Origin of the sequence: Corynebacterium sp. BF-R-2 (genome assembly GCF_024586525.1) — a bacterium.
GTDB lineage: Bacteria > Actinomycetota > Actinomycetes > Mycobacteriales > Mycobacteriaceae > Corynebacterium > Corynebacterium singulare.
Genome location: NZ_JAMFTP010000009.1, coordinates 55,532 through 71,597 on the forward strand (window position 1 = coordinate 55,532; position 16,066 = coordinate 71,597).

The window sequence follows — 16,066 nt, forward strand, 5'->3', positions numbered from 1 at the left end:
GTGCGCATCACAGAGTGGTCAGGAAAGAATCCACCGCGTGTTGGGACCGCGCTGTGGGCCATCGGGATCGATGCGCGCTTGGCCTATAGTTCGTAGGTGGCGCAGTATTCCTGTGACAATTGCCCGGTCTACTCCCAGTTCTTCGGCGACTTCGCGCGTGGTCAGTGCTGCTCCTTCTTTGAGTTGAGCCAGGATCCAATCCTGAACGGAGGTCGCTGCAATATGTCCTTCTATGTGAAGCCCCATCAGCGATCGGGCCCTTGTGGTAAGTATCCACTCTCGCGCTTCCCGTAGTTGTTCTACGAAACCGAGGCTCTCATACCACCGAAGGGTATCCGCAGCCTGATCTTCGCTGACTTGCATGAGTTGGGCAGCAGTGTGGCACAGCAGGATCTGGTTGTCCATGAGGTGACGGGCAATGATGAGGCCATTGACGCTGTCGAAAGGCTCAGCGCCGAAAGCACCTTTGAGTTCGGTCAAGGCCTTAACGAACGCGGTGTCAACGCGCCCAGAGGACAAAAGAACTTCGACGAAGGAATCCTCGGCGCGAAGTTCCGGAATATGGCGACCACTCGACAGCATGGATGCCCACATGCGGTCGAATCCACGGGAGGATTCCTCTGCTAACCCCAGCATCCTTAACGCCGTCATAAGGCGGGGATTTCGAGGAATTGATTTTGTTGTGAGAACCCGATCGCGTTGTACACCTGTGGGGAGACCACCGGGAGACCATACAGAGAAGGCTATGGGAGATTGATCGATGACTACGGCAGCCGACGCGTCCCAGTCGCGATGGGCTAAGGCATTAGAGACAAGCTCGTCGACAGCGGTGTCTGGGAAAGCCTTGATCGATACTTCTTGACCCGTGGCAAGGGCGATGCGCTCCACTTCTTGCTGGGCATTGACTTGAATTAGCTCTTTCAACCGCAAGTATGTGGTGATGAGGGGTGCAGAGATTTCCGTTGTTCTCGGCTCACCGCCAGGTACAAGACGGAGGAGGTGTCGAACTGTAACCTGCTGGGATACCGGAGGCATGAAAAGGATTTCGGCCGCGTATGTGGGGTTTTGTGAGCCATCGAGCAGCCCCAATTCTCCCAAGAGTTCGCGGGCTGTTGCGGGAACAGGTTCCTGGGAACCGGACATTGCCCTCGCTTGAGCTAAAAGGTGTCGAGCCTGATCGACGGCCGTCATATCGAGTTCTTCGAGTCCTCGCCGGGAGGGGTGAGCGGTGTAATCCGGATTGGCGCGGTCAAAAAAGAGTGCGCGGCGTTGATGTTCGGAGAGCGGCACGCAGCGAGTGCCAACTCGCTTGCTTGCCTGTCCCTTCGGGCGCTGATACAGCGTGATGCCACGGGGAATGCGTAAAACGATGAGCCGGGCTCCGCACCACTCCAACTCCTCCGCCTCGACGTGGATGTTGGGCTGTGTTCCTTCGAAGATTTTTCTTATGAGCCAGTCCAATTCCCGCTGGGTACCTGTAAAAGCCGCTGGCCCAGGTGTCTTATCTGCGACTCCGAGCACGATGAAGGCGTTACCGTTATCGGCATTAGAGAAGCACACTGCTTCATCGATGAGGAATTCAACAAGGGATGCGTCTGGGTTTCGATTTCGCGGGTGGACGGCGGGGTCCTCTTTAAAATCGAGAATCTCGGTTTCCAGGCTATCGGCGGTTGCACCGGCTTCAATCGAGCGCAGCGCCTGGATGATGAAGTCGAGTTCGTCCTCTCTCATAGCCCTGTAGTATAGCGGAGTTGTTTCAAACAACTCCGCAACAACTAATAAACAACTATTGGCTAATATGGCGCTCTCTGCCGCAGAATCACTCTGAAACATGCAGGTAACAGAGTTGTACACGTTGTTTGGAAGTTGTTTCAGAGTTGTTTATTACTCGATTATTGTGCTTCTCATTGTTGAAAAGTTGTTGCCCGTAGTGCCGACATGGGCGCTACGGGCAACAACTAAAAATTACTGCCTACGGGCAGGTTTCGTGCTTGATGGCTTACTGCTTGATGGCAGAGATCTCGAGCTCAATCTTGATCTCCTCGGAGACCAGTACGCCGCCGGTCTTCAGCGGGGCGTTGAAGTCGATGCCGAAGTCGGTGCGGTTAATGGAGGTCGTGGCCTCAAAGCCCAGGCGAGTGTTGCCAAAGGGATCCTCGGCTACGCCAGCTTCTTCTACCTTGAAGTCAACGGACTTGGTGGTGCCCTTGATGGTGAGGTCACCGGTGACCGTGCCCTCGCCTGCCTCGTTCACGTCGAACTTGGTCGCGGTGAAGGTCATCTCCGGGAACTTCTCAACGTCGAAGAAGTCCTCGCCCTTCACGTGGGCATCGCGGTCAGCGTTGTTGGTGTCGATGGACGCCGTCTTCACGGTGGCGTTAGCGGCGGACTCGTTAATATTCTCCGCTACGGTAAGGGTGCCTTCAAAATCATTGAAGTTGCCGCGCACCTTGGTAACCATGGCGTGGCGAGCAACGAAGCCGATGGTGGTGTGTGCTGGGTCCAGTGCGTACGTTCCTGCAGTGATAGTCATGGGTTCCTCATTTCATTCTAATGTTGACGCGACAACAATAATTATACGTCCCTTCGCACAGCTGTCAAGGGTTATTGTGCGTCAAAAGTCAAATCCCCAGACCTGCAACCCGCAACCTGCAGGTGGACGTCGTCAAGCGCGTGGTGCGTATGAACCAACGAACAGGGAGTTGCGGGCTCCAGGTCTGGGGACATGTGGGGAGCAGTGTTAGTTTGTCGGGATTCCCACCAGAGTGGCGTCTTTCAAGGTGACAGACCCGGACTTGGGCATGTCCGTGAAGAGGATGAGGGCGCCGTCGAAAGCCACCGGCTTCTTCTTGAGTTCGATGTCCTGGCGGGCGCTCGTGAGGGTGCCGTGCGCGAGCTCGGTGAGCGTGGAGGACTCCGGATCCGTGGGGTCGAACTCCTCCCTAGTCACGCCGTAGACCACATACTTCGCGCCGATGGAATCCTTCTGATTCAGTGGCAGAACATGCAGCTGCGTGGGCTTGTCAATGCTGAGCAGTAGGCCGGCGTCCGCGTCTTTGGTGGTCCATTCGCCGGTGACCTCCTTGCCCTCCGGGACGGAGGTTGACTGCACGTCCTTCAGCAGCACCGCGGGCACGTTGGGGAAGGTCGTTTCCGCGGAGGATTCCGTCTTGGTCACGACGGGTGAGGTCTCTTCATCGCCAACCTGAGAGAGAATCCACACGCTGAGCGCCGCCATGGCTACGACGAAGACGGTGGCCAGTACGCCGAGCACGATGATGCCGGAGCCGGAATAGCCGCGGCCGCCGAAGCCTGGTGCGGGGCTCGGATCCTCCTTGCGCGGGGTCTCCTCCACAGGGACCTGGAGGGTCTCCTCGCCGTCTTCGCCATCGCCGCCGTAGGCCGCTAGGCGGTGGGCGATGTCTTCCAAGTCGGAGTCCTCCCCTACCTCCGCATCAGCGGCGATCTCCTGGAGGACCTCCGGGGTCGGGCTCGTGGATTCCACCAGCAGGGAGATGGCAGAGGAGAGCGCGGAGCGGTCGGTCTCCTCGTCGTTGCTCTGCAGAACCGCCGGGAAGGCCAGCGTGGCGATACCCTCGGTGGAGATGCGGATGCGGTTGCGGTTCTCCATACCGAGCACGAGGCCCGCCGCATGAGCGGCGGCCGTAGTGCGTACTAGCGGTACCAAGGCGTGAGCGACGGCGCGGGGATCGAGGTCCTTATCCTCCGAGACCGTCTTGAGCGAGGTTCCCTCTACCCAATCCGCCACGACAAGGCAGCCCTGGCGGTAGGACAGGATGTCGATGTTCTCCGCCACGGCATCCAGTTCCATCTCCGCTAGGCGGCGCGTGGCGCGAGACACCTCTGCCGAGCGGCGAGCCGCTACGGCGGGGGTGGCCGGGGCCATGGGGGCTTCGCCCGTCGTGTCGACAAAAGTCAGCGAGACCTCGCGGCCGGTGGCCTGTTCGCGGGCCTTCCAGAAGCGTGTGCCCGGGGCTGAGCCGTAGTCCTTGAGGAGGCGGAAGCGGCCATCGGACACCGGAGCGCCTGGGACCAGGCGCGGGCCGCGGACGATACCGGCAGACATCGGTGGCGGTACCGGCGAGGAATTGAAGGCATCCACGCTGAAGATTGGTTGGAACTCCAGCTGATCGGGGGCCTCGACCTCGATGGCCTCGGCATTCTCGATCTTGATGAGGCGAGACATGCCCGGGATACGCTGCAACTGGCGGCCCAGGTTGATGACTTCCGGCAGCCCAGAGCGCGAAAGCACGATGCCGGTGACGACCACGAAGACCACACCGATGACGGCAAGTTTCACCAAGTTGACCAGCGGTGGCAAGGAGGCTGGCAGCACGAAGTTGAGGGCCCAGTTCAGGGCGTAGACCACGAGGAGGCCAACGAGTGAGGACAGCACCGACCAGATGGTCGTGGCTACCACCGCACGGCCGCCGAGGCTGCCGAGCTTGCGCTTGAGCAGGAAGCCACCGATGACAGCACCGGCGACGAAACCGAAGCCGTTTGCAGTACCCAGCAGAATAACGACGCGCTCTGGGGAGTCCGCCACGTGCGGAGCGAGCAAGGAGAGCACAACCTTGGTCAGGGTGATGCCGGCGATGATGAACGTTGGCGTCCACGCTTCTTCGCGCGCGTAGAACACGCGCAGGTGCAGCAGCACGAGCGCATACGGGATCAGCGTGAAGGCGGAGAAGCTCACCGTCAGACCGAGCAGCTCGGCGGCCTCGGCGTCGAAGGCGCCGTACTGGAACAGGCCGCGGGCAATGGGGATGCCGAAACCCGTCATGAAGATGACGATGGGGATCAGCGCGATGAAGGTCAGCTTTGTGCCCAACGTGAGGTCACGCACCACGGCCTTGACATCGCCGTCCGCAGCATTGCGCGAGAGGCGCGGCATAATCGCGGTGAGCAGCGTGACGCCAATGACGCCGTATGGCACCTGCAAAAGCAGCCAGGCCTGCTGGTAGGTGAAGGGCGCGCCATCGTCGGCGTGAGCTGCCACGCGGGAGGTAATCACATAACCCAGCTGCGAAATGGCCACGTAGGCCACGATGGCCATGGCCATGCCACCGAACTGTTTGAGCCTGTCATCCAATCCCCACAGTGGCTTCAGGTTGATGCCCGCCTTGGCAAGATATGGGAACAAGATGAGGCACTGCACGACCACACCGGCCGTCGTACCCAGTGCCAAGAGCAGCACATGCCCATCCGTGATCGGCGAGGGCGCATCGGGATGCAAGCTGCCCGGAACGAGCTGATAAGCCACGAGCACCGAGATGGAAATGATGTTGTTGACCACCGGCGCCCACGCGCCCGGACCAAAGATATTCTTCGTGTTAAGCACCGCTTGGAAGAGCGCGAATAGCCCGTAGAAGAAGATCTGTGGCAGCAGCAGATAAGCAAACGATGTGGCCTGGATGGCGTTGACCTTGCCATCCTCGGGCAACATCATGCGGGTTAGCTGCGGGGCGAAAATGCACGACAGAACCGTAATTGTGGCCAGCAACGAGAAGGCCAGCGTGAAGAGGCGCCGGACAAAGGCTTCGCCGCGGTCGGAGTCTTCCTTTTCCGCGCGGACAAGGACGGGCACAACGAGCGAGGTCAGCACCGCGCCCAGCACGATCTCCGTGATGAGGTTGGGGAGCTGATTCGCCGTGGTGAAGGCAGAAGAAATCGCTGGGCCCAAGGAGGAGCCGATGAGCACGTTGCGGATGAAGCCCGTGATGCGGGAAATCAACGTTGCAACAGCCATCGAGCCGGTGGCGCGCACAACGGCACCGTCGGAGTTTGTATCTCCGGAGGATTCGCCCGAGGTTGCCTGGGATTCTCCCTTCAGACCCGAACGGTCTTCGTGTTCGTCGTCGACGGCAACGACGCCGCTCGGCGCGCGCTTTTCCGGGACCGGTGCCGGTGGGGAGGGCGTGACAATGCGTCGACGGGCACCAGACAAAGGTTCATGTGTCATAGAGAAAACTATCCGTGAGTGTTCTTTTTCTTCCGCTTACCCAGCCGGAACAGTGCGGCTAGGACGAGGACGAGCGCGGCAACGATACCGGCTCCATACACGCTAACGATACCGGCCCGCGTCTGAACGGTGATATCAATTGGGTCTGAGATCAGGTGCTCAGACGGGGTAGCCAGCCACAGCCGCAACGAGGTGCGGTCGGCGTCGCTCGGCAGGTCAGCGGTCATGGACACGGTAATAGATCCCTTAGCCGGGATGTGAACCGAGTCCTGCGTGTTGAGGGTGGCGCCGTCGGGGGCGTCATAGGCCAGGTGGGCGTCGACAGGCAGCGGCAGCCCATTCTCCGCCACGATGAGCAGCGGCGAGGATTCCGAAACGCGCGTGTACACATTGCCCGGTGGGATGAGTGAGACCGAGGCTCGCAGATCACGCAGTACATCCGCGTTCTTCTCCAAACGCTTGCGGCTATCTTCCACCGCTGGGCGGAAGCCGCGCAGGCTTGTGCGGCGCGTATCGCTGAGCACGGCGAGTAGATCGCGGCGCAGCGGCAGCGTGAATTCATAGCGCGTCATGGCAATGGCTGGGTCATTGACCATGATGGACATGAGCTCATCGGTATACCGCGCCTGTTGGGCTACCTGGGTAATCTCCGCGTCGTGGAAAGCGGCGGGGTTAACATAGGGGCTTCCGGGCTCGCCCTCGCTTGATTCGATGGGCAGCGTCGTCACCGGCCGCGGAGAAAGATGCTGCGAGTTCAGTAGGCGCTGGGCGGTGTCCATGACCGCGCGGGCGGCGGCGGGATCGTGGTAGTTCGGCAGCTTGGCCACGAGGCCTTCCGGCTCCTCGTCCCCGCCGTGCAGCAACTCCTGTGAAGCAATGCTTAGCGACGCCCCCGCTGTCAACGCCCGCGCCTGTTCCGAGTCCTCCGCGAAGTCATAGCGCATCTCTGGGTTGGAATAGCCCGTGGTCTGCGGAAGAGACCCGGTTTGGGCTAGGAGTGCGCCGAGCGAGGCATCGAACGTCACCGCTTTGCCGGCCCACGCGGAATTATCTGCGACAAGCATGGGCACCGAGAATTCATGTTCGCTGATGCCCGTGGCCGGCGCGGTCAGCGAGGTATTCAGAGGATTCCCGAGTACCCGCTCAACTGTCTCCGCTCCTTGTTCCACTGCCTCGTGCGTGAGCCGCTCATTGCCTACGTGGGCCACGGCATCTGTATCGGTGTTCGCCCACGGCATGAGCATGCGGCAGTCGAGGCCCTTGAGCTTGTCCAGCCAGGCAGCAGCATCCTGGGAGTGCTGACCCGGTTCACCACGATCATTATCCGAGCTGGAGAACCAGGAATCACGCAAGCGTTTCGGGCGCTGCGCAATGGGAGGCCGTGAGTCGTTGACCGTGTAGCCGGAGGCGATGCGGGAGGCGGCGTCGACAAGCGCCGGATCCAGAGCCACACACCCGGACCCGTGCAGGTCATGGTCCACGTAGATATCGACTAACTGATCCAAACGCCCACCCGGCGCCATCTGCTCCGGCAGTTGCTCGCTCTGCAGGATGAGATCCTGACCGCCGGTATCACCCGGCACCACATCGACCTCCGCGGTGAGCGGATAGATAATGGAGAACGCGCGCGGATTCTCCGGAGCATCCTGTTCGCCCTGAATATCCAGGATCGTGCGCTCTTCCGCAAAGCTTCCGGCCTCGCCATCGCGGGTACCGGTCAGGGTAAAGAGCACCGGGTAGGCACCGGGTTCCGTAATGGCCAGCGTGGATTCCTCTCCCAGTGCTGTGGGAACCGCGACGGTCACTTCTCGGCTCTCCCCCGGCTTCAAAGCCCCGCTGGACTCAGAGGGCCCATAATAAGGAAAAGAACCCACAGCCAGCTCTTGGCGGGCCTGCGTGGTGGATCGCACTGCGTCGCTGCGGCGGGTAGTTATCTGCAGGTTGTCCACCGCGCTGTCGGTGGGGTTATGGATCTTTAAGGTCATCTCGACGGTGTCCCCTACCCGTGCTTCGCTGGCACTGAGCAGGCTGAGCTCCAACTCGTCCGGCCCCCGTGACCCCAACCAATACTGCGCATTCGCCAGGCTGTCTTCGGGGGACTCTGCCTGGGCCGCCGGGGTAACGCACCCGAGCGCTAGCGCCGCAGCCAGCGCCACGCGCCACCCGTGCCGGCTCACCGGGGAGTCGCCTTTCCCGCGGCGGCTTCCTTTCGCGCGAGATCCGGCAACAGATCATGGGCAATGCGCGCGAGCTTGCGCTCATCCGCATAGGCCAAGTGCTCAATGAGCTCGGAGACGGGGATCCAGGAGACCTCGGTGACCTCCGGATCCTCATCATTCATGATGCCGTCCTCAAAGCGCAGCAGGTGGTGGTGCACGGTCTTGTGGATGCGCACGCCATCGGAGACGAACCAATAATCAATCATGCCGAGGTCCGCGAAGACCTTGCCATAGATACCGGTCTCCTCCCACACCTCGCGCTCAGCGGTGAGCTCCTTCGGCTCGCCGTTCTCCACGTGGCCCTTCGGCATGGACCACAGCAGACGGCCGCGGCGATCCAGCCTGCCGATGAGCGCCACGTAGATCTGGGAGAGGTCTACGTTTCCGTCAGTGTCGACGGCTTCCGCCAATCCGGACACGACGAGACCGCCCGCGGACGTCTCATCCCGCGTGGTCATGCGGTTGGTGGACGCGCGCTGCGGGCGTCCCGTGCGGCGGTTCCGGCTGCCCGCGCCCCGTCGGCGGCGGCGCTTGGAGCCTGGCGTGTTCTTAGTCATCCCTGCTAATCGTAGTAGACTTCGATCCGTGAATTTTCAGGACACTCAGCTAATCGGCGTTCTCGCCCGCGCAGACGCTTCCCTCAGCCAGCTCAGTGGCCTCCTCCAGGGGCTGGTGGACCACTTTGCGCTTCACGACGCCCCCCTCTACCTCGTCGGCGGCTCCGTCCGCGACGCCCTGCTGGGCCGTCTGGGCAATGACCTCGACTTCACCACGCCAGCCCGCCCCGACGTGGTCTACGCCATCCTCGAGGACTGGGCCGAGACCGTGTGGGACACCGGTATTGACTACGGCACGGTGTCCGCTGCGTATAAGGGCCAGCAGATCGAGATCACCACGTTCCGCTCCGACAGTTACGACGGTGATTCCCGCAACCCGGAGGTCATCTACGGAGACACCCTCGAAGGCGATCTCGTGCGCCGCGATTTCACTGTCAACGCCATGGCGATTGAGCTGCGCCCCGATGGTACGCGAGAGTTCCACGACCCGATGGGTGGCCTGCAGCACCTGGCGGACCGCATCCTCGACACTCCCGATGCGCCCGAGATCTCCTTCCACGACGATCCCCTCAGGATGCTCCGCGCGGCACGGTTTGCGGCGCAGGTGGAGTTTGACGTCGCCAAGCGCGTGCGCACCGCCATGACCGACATGGCCGGTGAAATCCAGCGCATCACCGTCGAACGTGTCCAAGTCGAGCTCAACAAACTGATCTGCGGCACTGCGCCGTGGAAGGGCATCGACCTGCTCGTTGAGACCGGCATTGCGGACTACATTTTCCCGGAGATTCCCGCCCTGCGCATGGCGCCCGACGAGCACGCGCAGCACAAGGATGTCTACGCCCATTCCCTCACCGTGCTGCGCCAAGCCATGGAGCAGGAGGACGACGGCCCTGACCTCATTCTTCGCTGGGCTGCGCTGTTGCATGACATTGGCAAGCCCGATACGCGCGATACCACCGACGGCAAGGTGAGCTTCCACCACCACGAGGTGGTCGGCGCCAAGCTCACCCGCAAGCGCTTGCGCAAGCTCAAATTCCCCAAGGCCACCACTGAGGACATCGGTCAGCTGGTCTACCTGCACATGCGCTTCCACGGCTTCGGTGATGGCCAGTGGACCGACTCGGCCGTACGCCGCTACGTCACCGACGCCGGCGATCTTCTCCCCCGCCTGCACAAGCTTGTGCGTGCGGACTGCACTACCCGCAATGAGCGTAAGGCCCGCCGCCTTCAGCGCACGTACGACCAGCTAGAAGAGCGCATCGCGGACATTGCCGCGAAGGAAGACCTCGCGCGCGTGCGCCCGGACCTCGACGGCAACGAGATCATGGAGATCCTTGATCTCAAACCCGGCCCCGAGGTGGGCCAGGCATGGTCTTATCTCAAGGAGCTGCGCCTTGAGGAGGGCCCGTTGGAGCGCGACGTTGCTATTGCGAAGCTGCGCGAGTGGTGGAATTCTAGATAGGGATGTACGCAGATAGACTTTTCAACGCTCTCGAACGCAATGAACCGGCTCCTGGCCAGCTGCTTGTTGCTGCTCCCGACATCCTCGTCCCGCACTACAATCGCTCCGTTATCCTGATCACTGAGCAGCTGGGCGGGCGTACGTATGGTGTCGACCTGACCATGCGTTCTGAGATGGCCGTGTTTAACGTCATGCCCGAGTGGCTACCTGCGGTGGCTAAACCGCAGGCCCTCTACATTGGTGGTCCGCACAATCAGCAGGCAGCCCTCGGCGTTGCCATGACGCGCCAAGGCGTGGATATTGAGAAGTATCCGGCGCTGAGCCGCCTCGCCCCGCGCTTGGCCATGGTGGATCTGCGCGTGGGCCCTGAGGAGGTCACCGAACTTGTCGATGGCATGCGTCTCTTCGTCGGCCTCTTCGAGTGGGAACCGGGCGAGCTTGAGGCGGAAATCGACCGCGGCGACTGGTACGTCGCGCCCGCTCTCCCCCAAGACGTGGTTTCTTCCGGCTCCACGGATACGTGGTCGGATGTGATGAATCGCCAGGCTATGCCCCTGCCGCTTTTCTCTACCTTCCCGCGCTACATCGACGAAGATAATTAGTATCCTTGCGCGCGCCGTGAACTAACATTTGCCCCATGCGTTCGGAGATTGTCACGGCGGTGAAAACCTGCATGGCTATTGCCGTAGGTGTCGTCCCGCTTGGCCTTGCTTTCGGTGTGCTGATGGTGCAGACCGGCTTCGACTGGTGGTGGACTCCGGTGTTCTCCGTCATCATCTACGCCGGCTCTATGGAATTTCTTGCGATTTCTATGGTGACCAGCGGTGTCACCCCGGCGGTTGCGGCATTGACTGGCTTCATGGTGAATTTCCGCCATATCTTCTACGGCCTCACCTTTCCACGCGATGAGATTCGCAATCCCCTCGGCCGCGCCTATTCCACCTACGCGCTGACCGACGAATCCTATGCCGTCATCTCCGCTCTCCCCCGTACTACTCGCCCCAGTGGCACGTTCGTGTTCACGGTGCAGCTTTTCTGCCAGCTTCTCTGGGTGGGCGCCGGCATCATTGGCGCGCTCGCGGGCCAGGCCATTCCGCCATCGGTCAAGGGACTCGATTTCGCACTCGTGGCTCTGTTCGTTGTCCTGGCCATTGACTCTTTCCAGAACAACAAGGATTATTCTCTGCCGCTCACCGCGGCGGCCCTGGGTATCCTTGCCGGCTTTCTCTTCCCCGGCCAGCTGCTTATGGTGGCACTCACTGCTTATTTCCTCCTGCTCGTCGTGCGCTACCTCTCACCGCGTATCGATAGCGCACTGGTTCTGCGGAAGGATGTGCCATGCCAGCCGGAGTAACCCTGTCTGCCGTCGTCGCGGTCCTCATTCCCGTGGGCCTCGTGACGGTGCTGCTGCGCTGGCTTCCCTTCGCCTTTGTTAAGGCGCTGAAAGGCAGTCAGTTCATTTCCATGCTTGGTTTCACCATGCCGGTGGGCGTGATGACGGTGTTGGTGGTTTATACCTTGTTCGGAGCCACTCGTGACACGGGAAACCTCATCGCCCCCCTTGCCGCCGCAGCGTTTACCGCTGCCCTGCATCTGTGGCGTCGCAACTCCGGTCTTTCGATCTTTGGTGGCACCGTGTTCTACATGCTCTTAGTGAACTGGGTCTTCTAGAGGTCACCGTAGAGCGCGGTGGCCTCGGTCCACAGGGAGTGGAACTCCATAGCGCCGATAAATTCGGCGTCGATGTCTGGGAAGTCGTCGTAAGTATTGGGATGGGGCACAACGTGCTGAGGGATATCCGCATTGCCCACCGAAGATTGAGGCGTCGCAGCCCCCACGATCGAGTCATTCGGTGCGAGCGCAATCATGCGCTGCATGGAGCAGGCGGTCTCACTAATTTCCTGCATCTCCGCGATATGGACGGCGGTGCCTACTTCCGGGATGGACATGGTGGTGCGGACGTAGAGAGTTTTCATGATGCCTCACTCTACCCGTGCGTAGCGCGAAGCCACAGACGCGCAAATCATGAGCTGAACTTGGTGGTAAATCATGAGTGGCAGGATAAGCAGTCCGAGCGACGTGCTACCGGATGCGAAGATGACCGATGCCATCGGTAGGCCCGTTGCTAGGGACTTCTTCGAGCCGCAGAACTGGATGGCGATGGAGTCTTCGCGGCTAAACCCGAGCTTCGCGCTGACGATTTTGGTGAGCCACAGCATGAAGAAGACTAGTGCTGTAGAGAAGAGTATCTGGAACAGGATCTGCCAGATGCTTATCGACGCCCATATTCCGTCCACCATGCCTTTCGAAAAGGCCGCATACACGACCATTGCGATGGATCCACGGTCCACTACTTTGGTGGCCTTGCTTGCGGCGATCTTGCCGGTCCATCGCCGTGTGAGCTGGCCGAGCACGAATGGCAGGAGCAAGAGGACTGAAATCTCAACGAAGACCGAACTATCGATGTGTATTCCGTCGCCCGCGCCCATGAGTGCCATAACGAGGAGTGGGGTGAGGATGACACCCGCCAAGTTGGACGCTGATGCCGAGACGATGGCGCCGGCGACGTTTCCCCTCGCGACGGACGTGAAGGCCACTGAGGACTGCACCGTCGACGGCACGAGCGTCAGGTAGAGGATGCCTAGGTAGAGATCCATGGGGATGAATGCCGTGAGCGGTCTGAGTGCAAGGCCGACGACGGGATAGACCACAAAGGTGAACGCCAGGATCGTCAGGTGAAGCTTCCAGTGCTTGATGCCGTTGATGGCTTCGCGCGGCGATAGGCGCGCACCGTACAGGAAGAAGAGAAGCGCGATACCAATATTGGTGAGGGCGTCGAAGGTGTCTGCAAAGCCTCCCCGCGCGGGAAACACGACGGCGATCGCGACCGCGCAGAGGATCAGGATGATGAGGGGGTCAAGGTTTTTGAGACGCTCAAGCATACAACAGAGTGTAGACGCCCCTCAGATGTTTCACGTGAAACGCTTTCCGGCGAGATTAGGCGGGGACGTTCTTGACGGTTCCGCCATCGTTCTCAACGCCGTACTCGGTGAGCGGTTTGGGGCTGGGGCCGCCGGTGACCTCGCCCTTGGCAAGGTCGAAGCTAGAGTAATGGGTTGTGCACGTGGCGGTCATGCCTTCAATCTTGGTGATGAGCGAATGCTGGTGTGGGCAGGTTTGCGAGTAGGCCTTGAACTCGCCCTCGGTTGGCTGTGCAAAGATGACCTTATCCACGATGACAGCTGATCCCACTGGGATCTCAGTGGCGGCAATTTCAGCGGAGGGCTCCTTGCCACACGCGGCGAGGTAAGCGCCAGCGAAGGTGGTGGCGGAGCCGAGTAGGAACATACGACGAGAACACGTAGTCATGGGCCCTACTTTATCCGATTTCGCCTTCCCATATGGGGAGCTCTTCCATTGGGCTACCGCTAAAGTCATAAGACCCATATGAGGTACCCACGTCGCTATAGATTGTTCCCGCCTCTGCTATCGTACTGTTCCCCCGCGAGTCGATGGACCGGGCATACGTGGCGCCGGCTCCCAGAACGGTAAGGCTCAGTGCTGCGGCGGCGACGAGTTGGAGTGCTGTGTTTCGCTTGATGTTAGTCATAGAGACTATAGTCCTCCGGGTGACCCATCATTGTCACGCGCCAGCCCGTCTTCTAAGCCTCTTCCTGTTGACTTGGCAGCAAACGATAAGAAATAAAAAGTGGCGATCTCAATGGAGGGTCTAACCAACCATTGGATCGCCTGGACTAAGAATTCGTTGTGACGATAAGAGTAAGAAGCGAACTATCCGCTTATAGCGTCACAGTGTCGTATTTATCAATGGGACTGATCGGCGCGCTCGGCGGCAGCGCGGACCGCGGAGACGTCGACAGTCGGTGCCTCTTCTTCCCCGCACCCTCCATCGCCGCAATTGCAGGAATCCCCGCATCCCTCGTCGTCCTTGTGTGCCTGGTCCCACAAGTAGGCAGCGCGAGCGCCCATGTTGGAACCGATGGACAGCGCGAGAACGGCGATGACAAAAGTGGCTACCGGAATGAGCCACATCCAGCCTTCGGCGCGAAGCGCGACGATACCGCCAAAAACCAGTGCCACCCCACCCAATGTCCAAAATGGCCCAGCGACGGCATGCGCATTGTCCCATGCTTCCTTGGTTTTCCGGATTTCCGCGAGGCGCAGTCCGACGACACCATTACCAGGCAGCTTGCGCATTGTGGCCAGTCCACCCACGATCAGGAGAATGGCAGCGATGATGAAAAACAGGATTCCGACTACGAGCATGCTCACTAGTCTATCCCTCCCATCCGAAGACGAGAAAGCCGGTTCAAATTATTAGTTCGGTGCTGTAATATACATTTCGTGTCGCTTGGCAGATATTAAAGCTTTTATTCCCTGGCGATGGACAACCACATGGTTCCAACCATAGAAAAGACTCAATCATGAAACTCAAGAGCGTTATCAACTCTCTGTTGTTCAAGATTATCGTGGCGATTATCTTGGGCATTATCGTAAGCCGGTTTGCGCCCGAATGGTTCGGTAGAACCTTTGCAACTTTCAACGGGCTGTTCTCTAACTTCCTCGGCTTCTTCATCCCAGTTCTTATCTTTGCCCTCGTCGCCCCAGCTATCGCTGGACTGGGCCGTGGTGCTGGAAAGTGGCTCGGCATCACTGCGGGCATTGCTTACGGTTCCACCATCATTTCTGGCCTTATTGCGTATGCTCTGACCCAGCTTCTCTACCCGGTCATGCTCAAGGGGCAAACTCTCAATACCGATGTATCCGACATCGATGAAGGTGCCCTTGAACCCTACTTCGAGGTTCTCATGCCGGCACCATTTGAGGTCATGACGGCGCTACTCCTCTCCTTCTGTGTTGGCGTTGCTATGACGACTGTAAAGTCTGACAACCTCTACACCCTGTCCAAAGAGTTCGAGGCCATCGTCATCAAGGTCATCTGGGGTTTTGTCATCCCGCTGCTGCCTATCTACATTTTCGGCATCTTCCTCACTCTGGGTATGAATGGCAACATTGGCGCGGTAATGGTCGCCTTCGCGAAGGTGCTTCTGCTTTCCGTCGTCATGACGCTCGTCTACCTGGTTTTCCAGTACGTGGTGGCCGGTGCGATAGCTGGTAAGAACCCCTTCACTGCGTTAAAAAACATGGCTCCGGCGTATTTCACGGCGCTGGGTACCTCTTCGTCCGCGGCTACTATTCCTGTGTCTCTTGACTCCGCGCTTAAGAACGGTATTTCCAAGCCCGTTGCCGGTTTTGTCATCCCGTTGTGTGCGACTATCCACCTCTCCGGTTCGATGATGAAGCTGACGCTCTACGCCTTCGCGATTGTGTTCATGACTCCGGGTATGGAGGGCAACCTTGGCAAGGCACTGAGTTTCATCCTGCTCTTGGGCATCATGATGATTGCTGCCCCTGGCGTACCGGGTGGAGCGGTTATGGTGGCCGTTGGTCTCCTGCAATCCAATATGGGCTTTGATGATTCGATGGTCGCTCTGATGATTGCGGCTTACATCGCTATCGACTCTGTGGGTACCGCTGCGAACGTCACCGGCGATGGTGCAATCGCGATGATTGTTGACCGCTTTGCCCGCGATAAAATTCAAGGCATTGAGGCCGAAGCCGATAAAGCGGCTGTGAACGAGGAGCTCACCAACTCCTAGTTTCACGTGAAACTTTCTTCCGCCCTTCCCTTCTGAACTGCTCCCCACTAGTAAGCAACTGATTACTCAGTCCAACTAGTGGGGAGCAGTTTGTGCTGATGAGGGTTGGGCGATAGCTCAGGCGTCTGGTTCGCTTGCTCCGGCATCGACGTTGTGGGGCGGAC

General features: G+C 59.7%; 14 protein-coding genes. 5 read left to right on the forward strand and 9 right to left on the reverse strand.

Features of this window, described 5'->3' with window-relative positions:
- Positions 1-18: 18 nt before the first annotated feature.
- The 5 genes from M5J09_RS07665 to M5J09_RS07685 all read right to left on the reverse strand — a co-directional run bounded on the left by M5J09_RS07665 (position 19) and on the right by M5J09_RS07685 (position 8,759).
- Positions 19-1,731, reverse strand: a complete 1,713-nt coding sequence (locus M5J09_RS07665; protein WP_257157468.1) for an ATP-binding protein — start codon at positions 1,729-1,731, stop codon at positions 19-21.
- Between the two features lie 268 nt (positions 1,732-1,999).
- A complete protein-coding gene (locus M5J09_RS07670; protein WP_257157469.1) occupies positions 2,000-2,533 on the reverse strand; it encodes a YceI family protein in 534 nt (177 codons plus the stop codon).
- Between the two features lie 207 nt (positions 2,534-2,740).
- Positions 2,741-5,983: a murein biosynthesis integral membrane protein MurJ gene (gene murJ / locus M5J09_RS07675; RefSeq protein WP_257157470.1), complete on the reverse strand. Its 3,243-nt coding sequence runs from the start codon at positions 5,981-5,983 to the stop codon at positions 2,741-2,743.
- An 8-nt stretch (positions 5,984-5,991) separates the two neighbouring features.
- On the reverse strand, positions 5,992-8,160 hold the full coding sequence (locus M5J09_RS07680; protein ID WP_257157471.1) for a hypothetical protein: 2,169 nt from the start codon (positions 8,158-8,160) through the stop codon (positions 5,992-5,994).
- A complete protein-coding gene (locus M5J09_RS07685; protein WP_042532929.1) occupies positions 8,157-8,759 on the reverse strand; it encodes an NUDIX hydrolase in 603 nt (200 codons plus the stop codon). Before M5J09_RS07685 ends, M5J09_RS07680 begins: the two co-directional genes overlap by 4 nt.
- Positions 8,760-8,787: 28 nt before the next feature.
- On the opposite strand from M5J09_RS07685, the gene M5J09_RS07690 reads away from it, so the two are divergent.
- From M5J09_RS07690 to M5J09_RS07705, 4 genes are read left to right on the forward strand one after another with little or no spacing between them, the layout of a single operon-like run.
- Positions 8,788-10,221 (forward strand): CCA tRNA nucleotidyltransferase, encoded by a 1,434-nt coding sequence (locus tag M5J09_RS07690; RefSeq protein ID WP_257157472.1) that lies wholly within the window; start codon positions 8,788-8,790, stop codon positions 10,219-10,221.
- A gap of 2 nt (positions 10,222-10,223) precedes the next feature.
- On the forward strand, positions 10,224-10,823 hold the full coding sequence (locus tag M5J09_RS07695) for a YqgE/AlgH family protein (protein WP_257157473.1): 600 nt from the start codon (positions 10,224-10,226) through the stop codon (positions 10,821-10,823).
- Between the two features lie 35 nt (positions 10,824-10,858).
- Positions 10,859-11,575, forward strand: a complete 717-nt coding sequence (locus M5J09_RS07700) for an AzlC family ABC transporter permease (protein ID WP_257157474.1) — start codon at positions 10,859-10,861, stop codon at positions 11,573-11,575.
- Positions 11,560-11,892, forward strand: a complete 333-nt coding sequence (locus M5J09_RS07705) for a branched-chain amino acid transporter permease (protein WP_257157475.1) — start codon at positions 11,560-11,562, stop codon at positions 11,890-11,892. The genes M5J09_RS07700 and M5J09_RS07705 overlap by 16 nt, the downstream gene beginning before the upstream one ends.
- Here the strand turns inward: M5J09_RS07705 and M5J09_RS07710 are convergent.
- From M5J09_RS07710 to M5J09_RS07725, 4 genes are all read right to left on the reverse strand, one after another.
- Positions 11,889-12,197, reverse strand: a complete 309-nt coding sequence (locus M5J09_RS07710) for a hypothetical protein (protein ID WP_257157476.1) — start codon at positions 12,195-12,197, stop codon at positions 11,889-11,891. The two genes, M5J09_RS07705 and M5J09_RS07710, sit on opposite strands and share 4 nt — an antisense overlap.
- Before the next feature lie 6 nt (positions 12,198-12,203).
- Entirely contained in the window at positions 12,204-13,163 is a 960-nt protein-coding gene (locus M5J09_RS07715) for a bile acid:sodium symporter family protein (protein WP_257157477.1), read from the reverse strand.
- Positions 13,164-13,218: 55 nt separating this feature from the next.
- Entirely contained in the window at positions 13,219-13,590 is a 372-nt protein-coding gene (locus tag M5J09_RS07720) for a Rieske 2Fe-2S domain-containing protein (protein ID WP_257157478.1), read from the reverse strand.
- A gap of 456 nt (positions 13,591-14,046) precedes the next feature.
- On the reverse strand, positions 14,047-14,508 hold the full coding sequence (locus M5J09_RS07725; protein WP_070536911.1) for an SdpI family protein: 462 nt from the start codon (positions 14,506-14,508) through the stop codon (positions 14,047-14,049).
- 158 nt (positions 14,509-14,666) lie between these two features.
- Between M5J09_RS07725 and M5J09_RS07730 the strand changes: the two genes are divergently transcribed.
- Positions 14,667-15,902 (forward strand): dicarboxylate/amino acid:cation symporter, encoded by a 1,236-nt coding sequence (locus M5J09_RS07730; RefSeq protein ID WP_070536912.1) that lies wholly within the window; start codon positions 14,667-14,669, stop codon positions 15,900-15,902.
- The last annotated feature ends 164 nt before the right edge of the window (positions 15,903-16,066 follow it).

What these genes read in the sequence shown, in the direction of transcription:
- M5J09_RS07665 (WP_257157468.1), bottom strand. Translation starts at nt 1,731, where the DNA reads ATGAGAGAGGACGAACTCGACTTCATCATCCAGGCGCTGCGCTCGATT.
- M5J09_RS07670 (WP_257157469.1), bottom strand. Translation starts at nt 2,533, where the DNA reads ATGACTATCACTGCAGGAACGTACGCACTGGACCCAGCACACACCACC.
- murJ (WP_257157470.1), bottom strand. Translation starts at nt 5,983, where the DNA reads ATGACACATGAACCTTTGTCTGGTGCCCGTCGACGCATTGTCACGCCC.
- M5J09_RS07685 (WP_042532929.1), bottom strand. Translation starts at nt 8,759, where the DNA reads ATGACTAAGAACACGCCAGGCTCCAAGCGCCGCCGCCGACGGGGCGCG.
- M5J09_RS07695 (WP_257157473.1), top strand. Translation starts at nt 10,224, where the DNA reads ATGTACGCAGATAGACTTTTCAACGCTCTCGAACGCAATGAACCGGCT.
- M5J09_RS07700 (WP_257157474.1), top strand. Translation starts at nt 10,859, where the DNA reads ATGCGTTCGGAGATTGTCACGGCGGTGAAAACCTGCATGGCTATTGCC.
- M5J09_RS07705 (WP_257157475.1), top strand. Translation starts at nt 11,560, where the DNA reads ATGCCAGCCGGAGTAACCCTGTCTGCCGTCGTCGCGGTCCTCATTCCC.
- M5J09_RS07710 (WP_257157476.1), bottom strand. Translation starts at nt 12,197, where the DNA reads ATGAAAACTCTCTACGTCCGCACCACCATGTCCATCCCGGAAGTAGGC.
- M5J09_RS07715 (WP_257157477.1), bottom strand. Translation starts at nt 13,163, where the DNA reads ATGCTTGAGCGTCTCAAAAACCTTGACCCCCTCATCATCCTGATCCTC.
- M5J09_RS07720 (WP_257157478.1), bottom strand. Translation starts at nt 13,590, where the DNA reads ATGACTACGTGTTCTCGTCGTATGTTCCTACTCGGCTCCGCCACCACC.
- M5J09_RS07725 (WP_070536911.1), bottom strand. Translation starts at nt 14,508, where the DNA reads ATGCTCGTAGTCGGAATCCTGTTTTTCATCATCGCTGCCATTCTCCTG.
- M5J09_RS07730 (WP_070536912.1), top strand. Translation starts at nt 14,667, where the DNA reads ATGAAACTCAAGAGCGTTATCAACTCTCTGTTGTTCAAGATTATCGTG.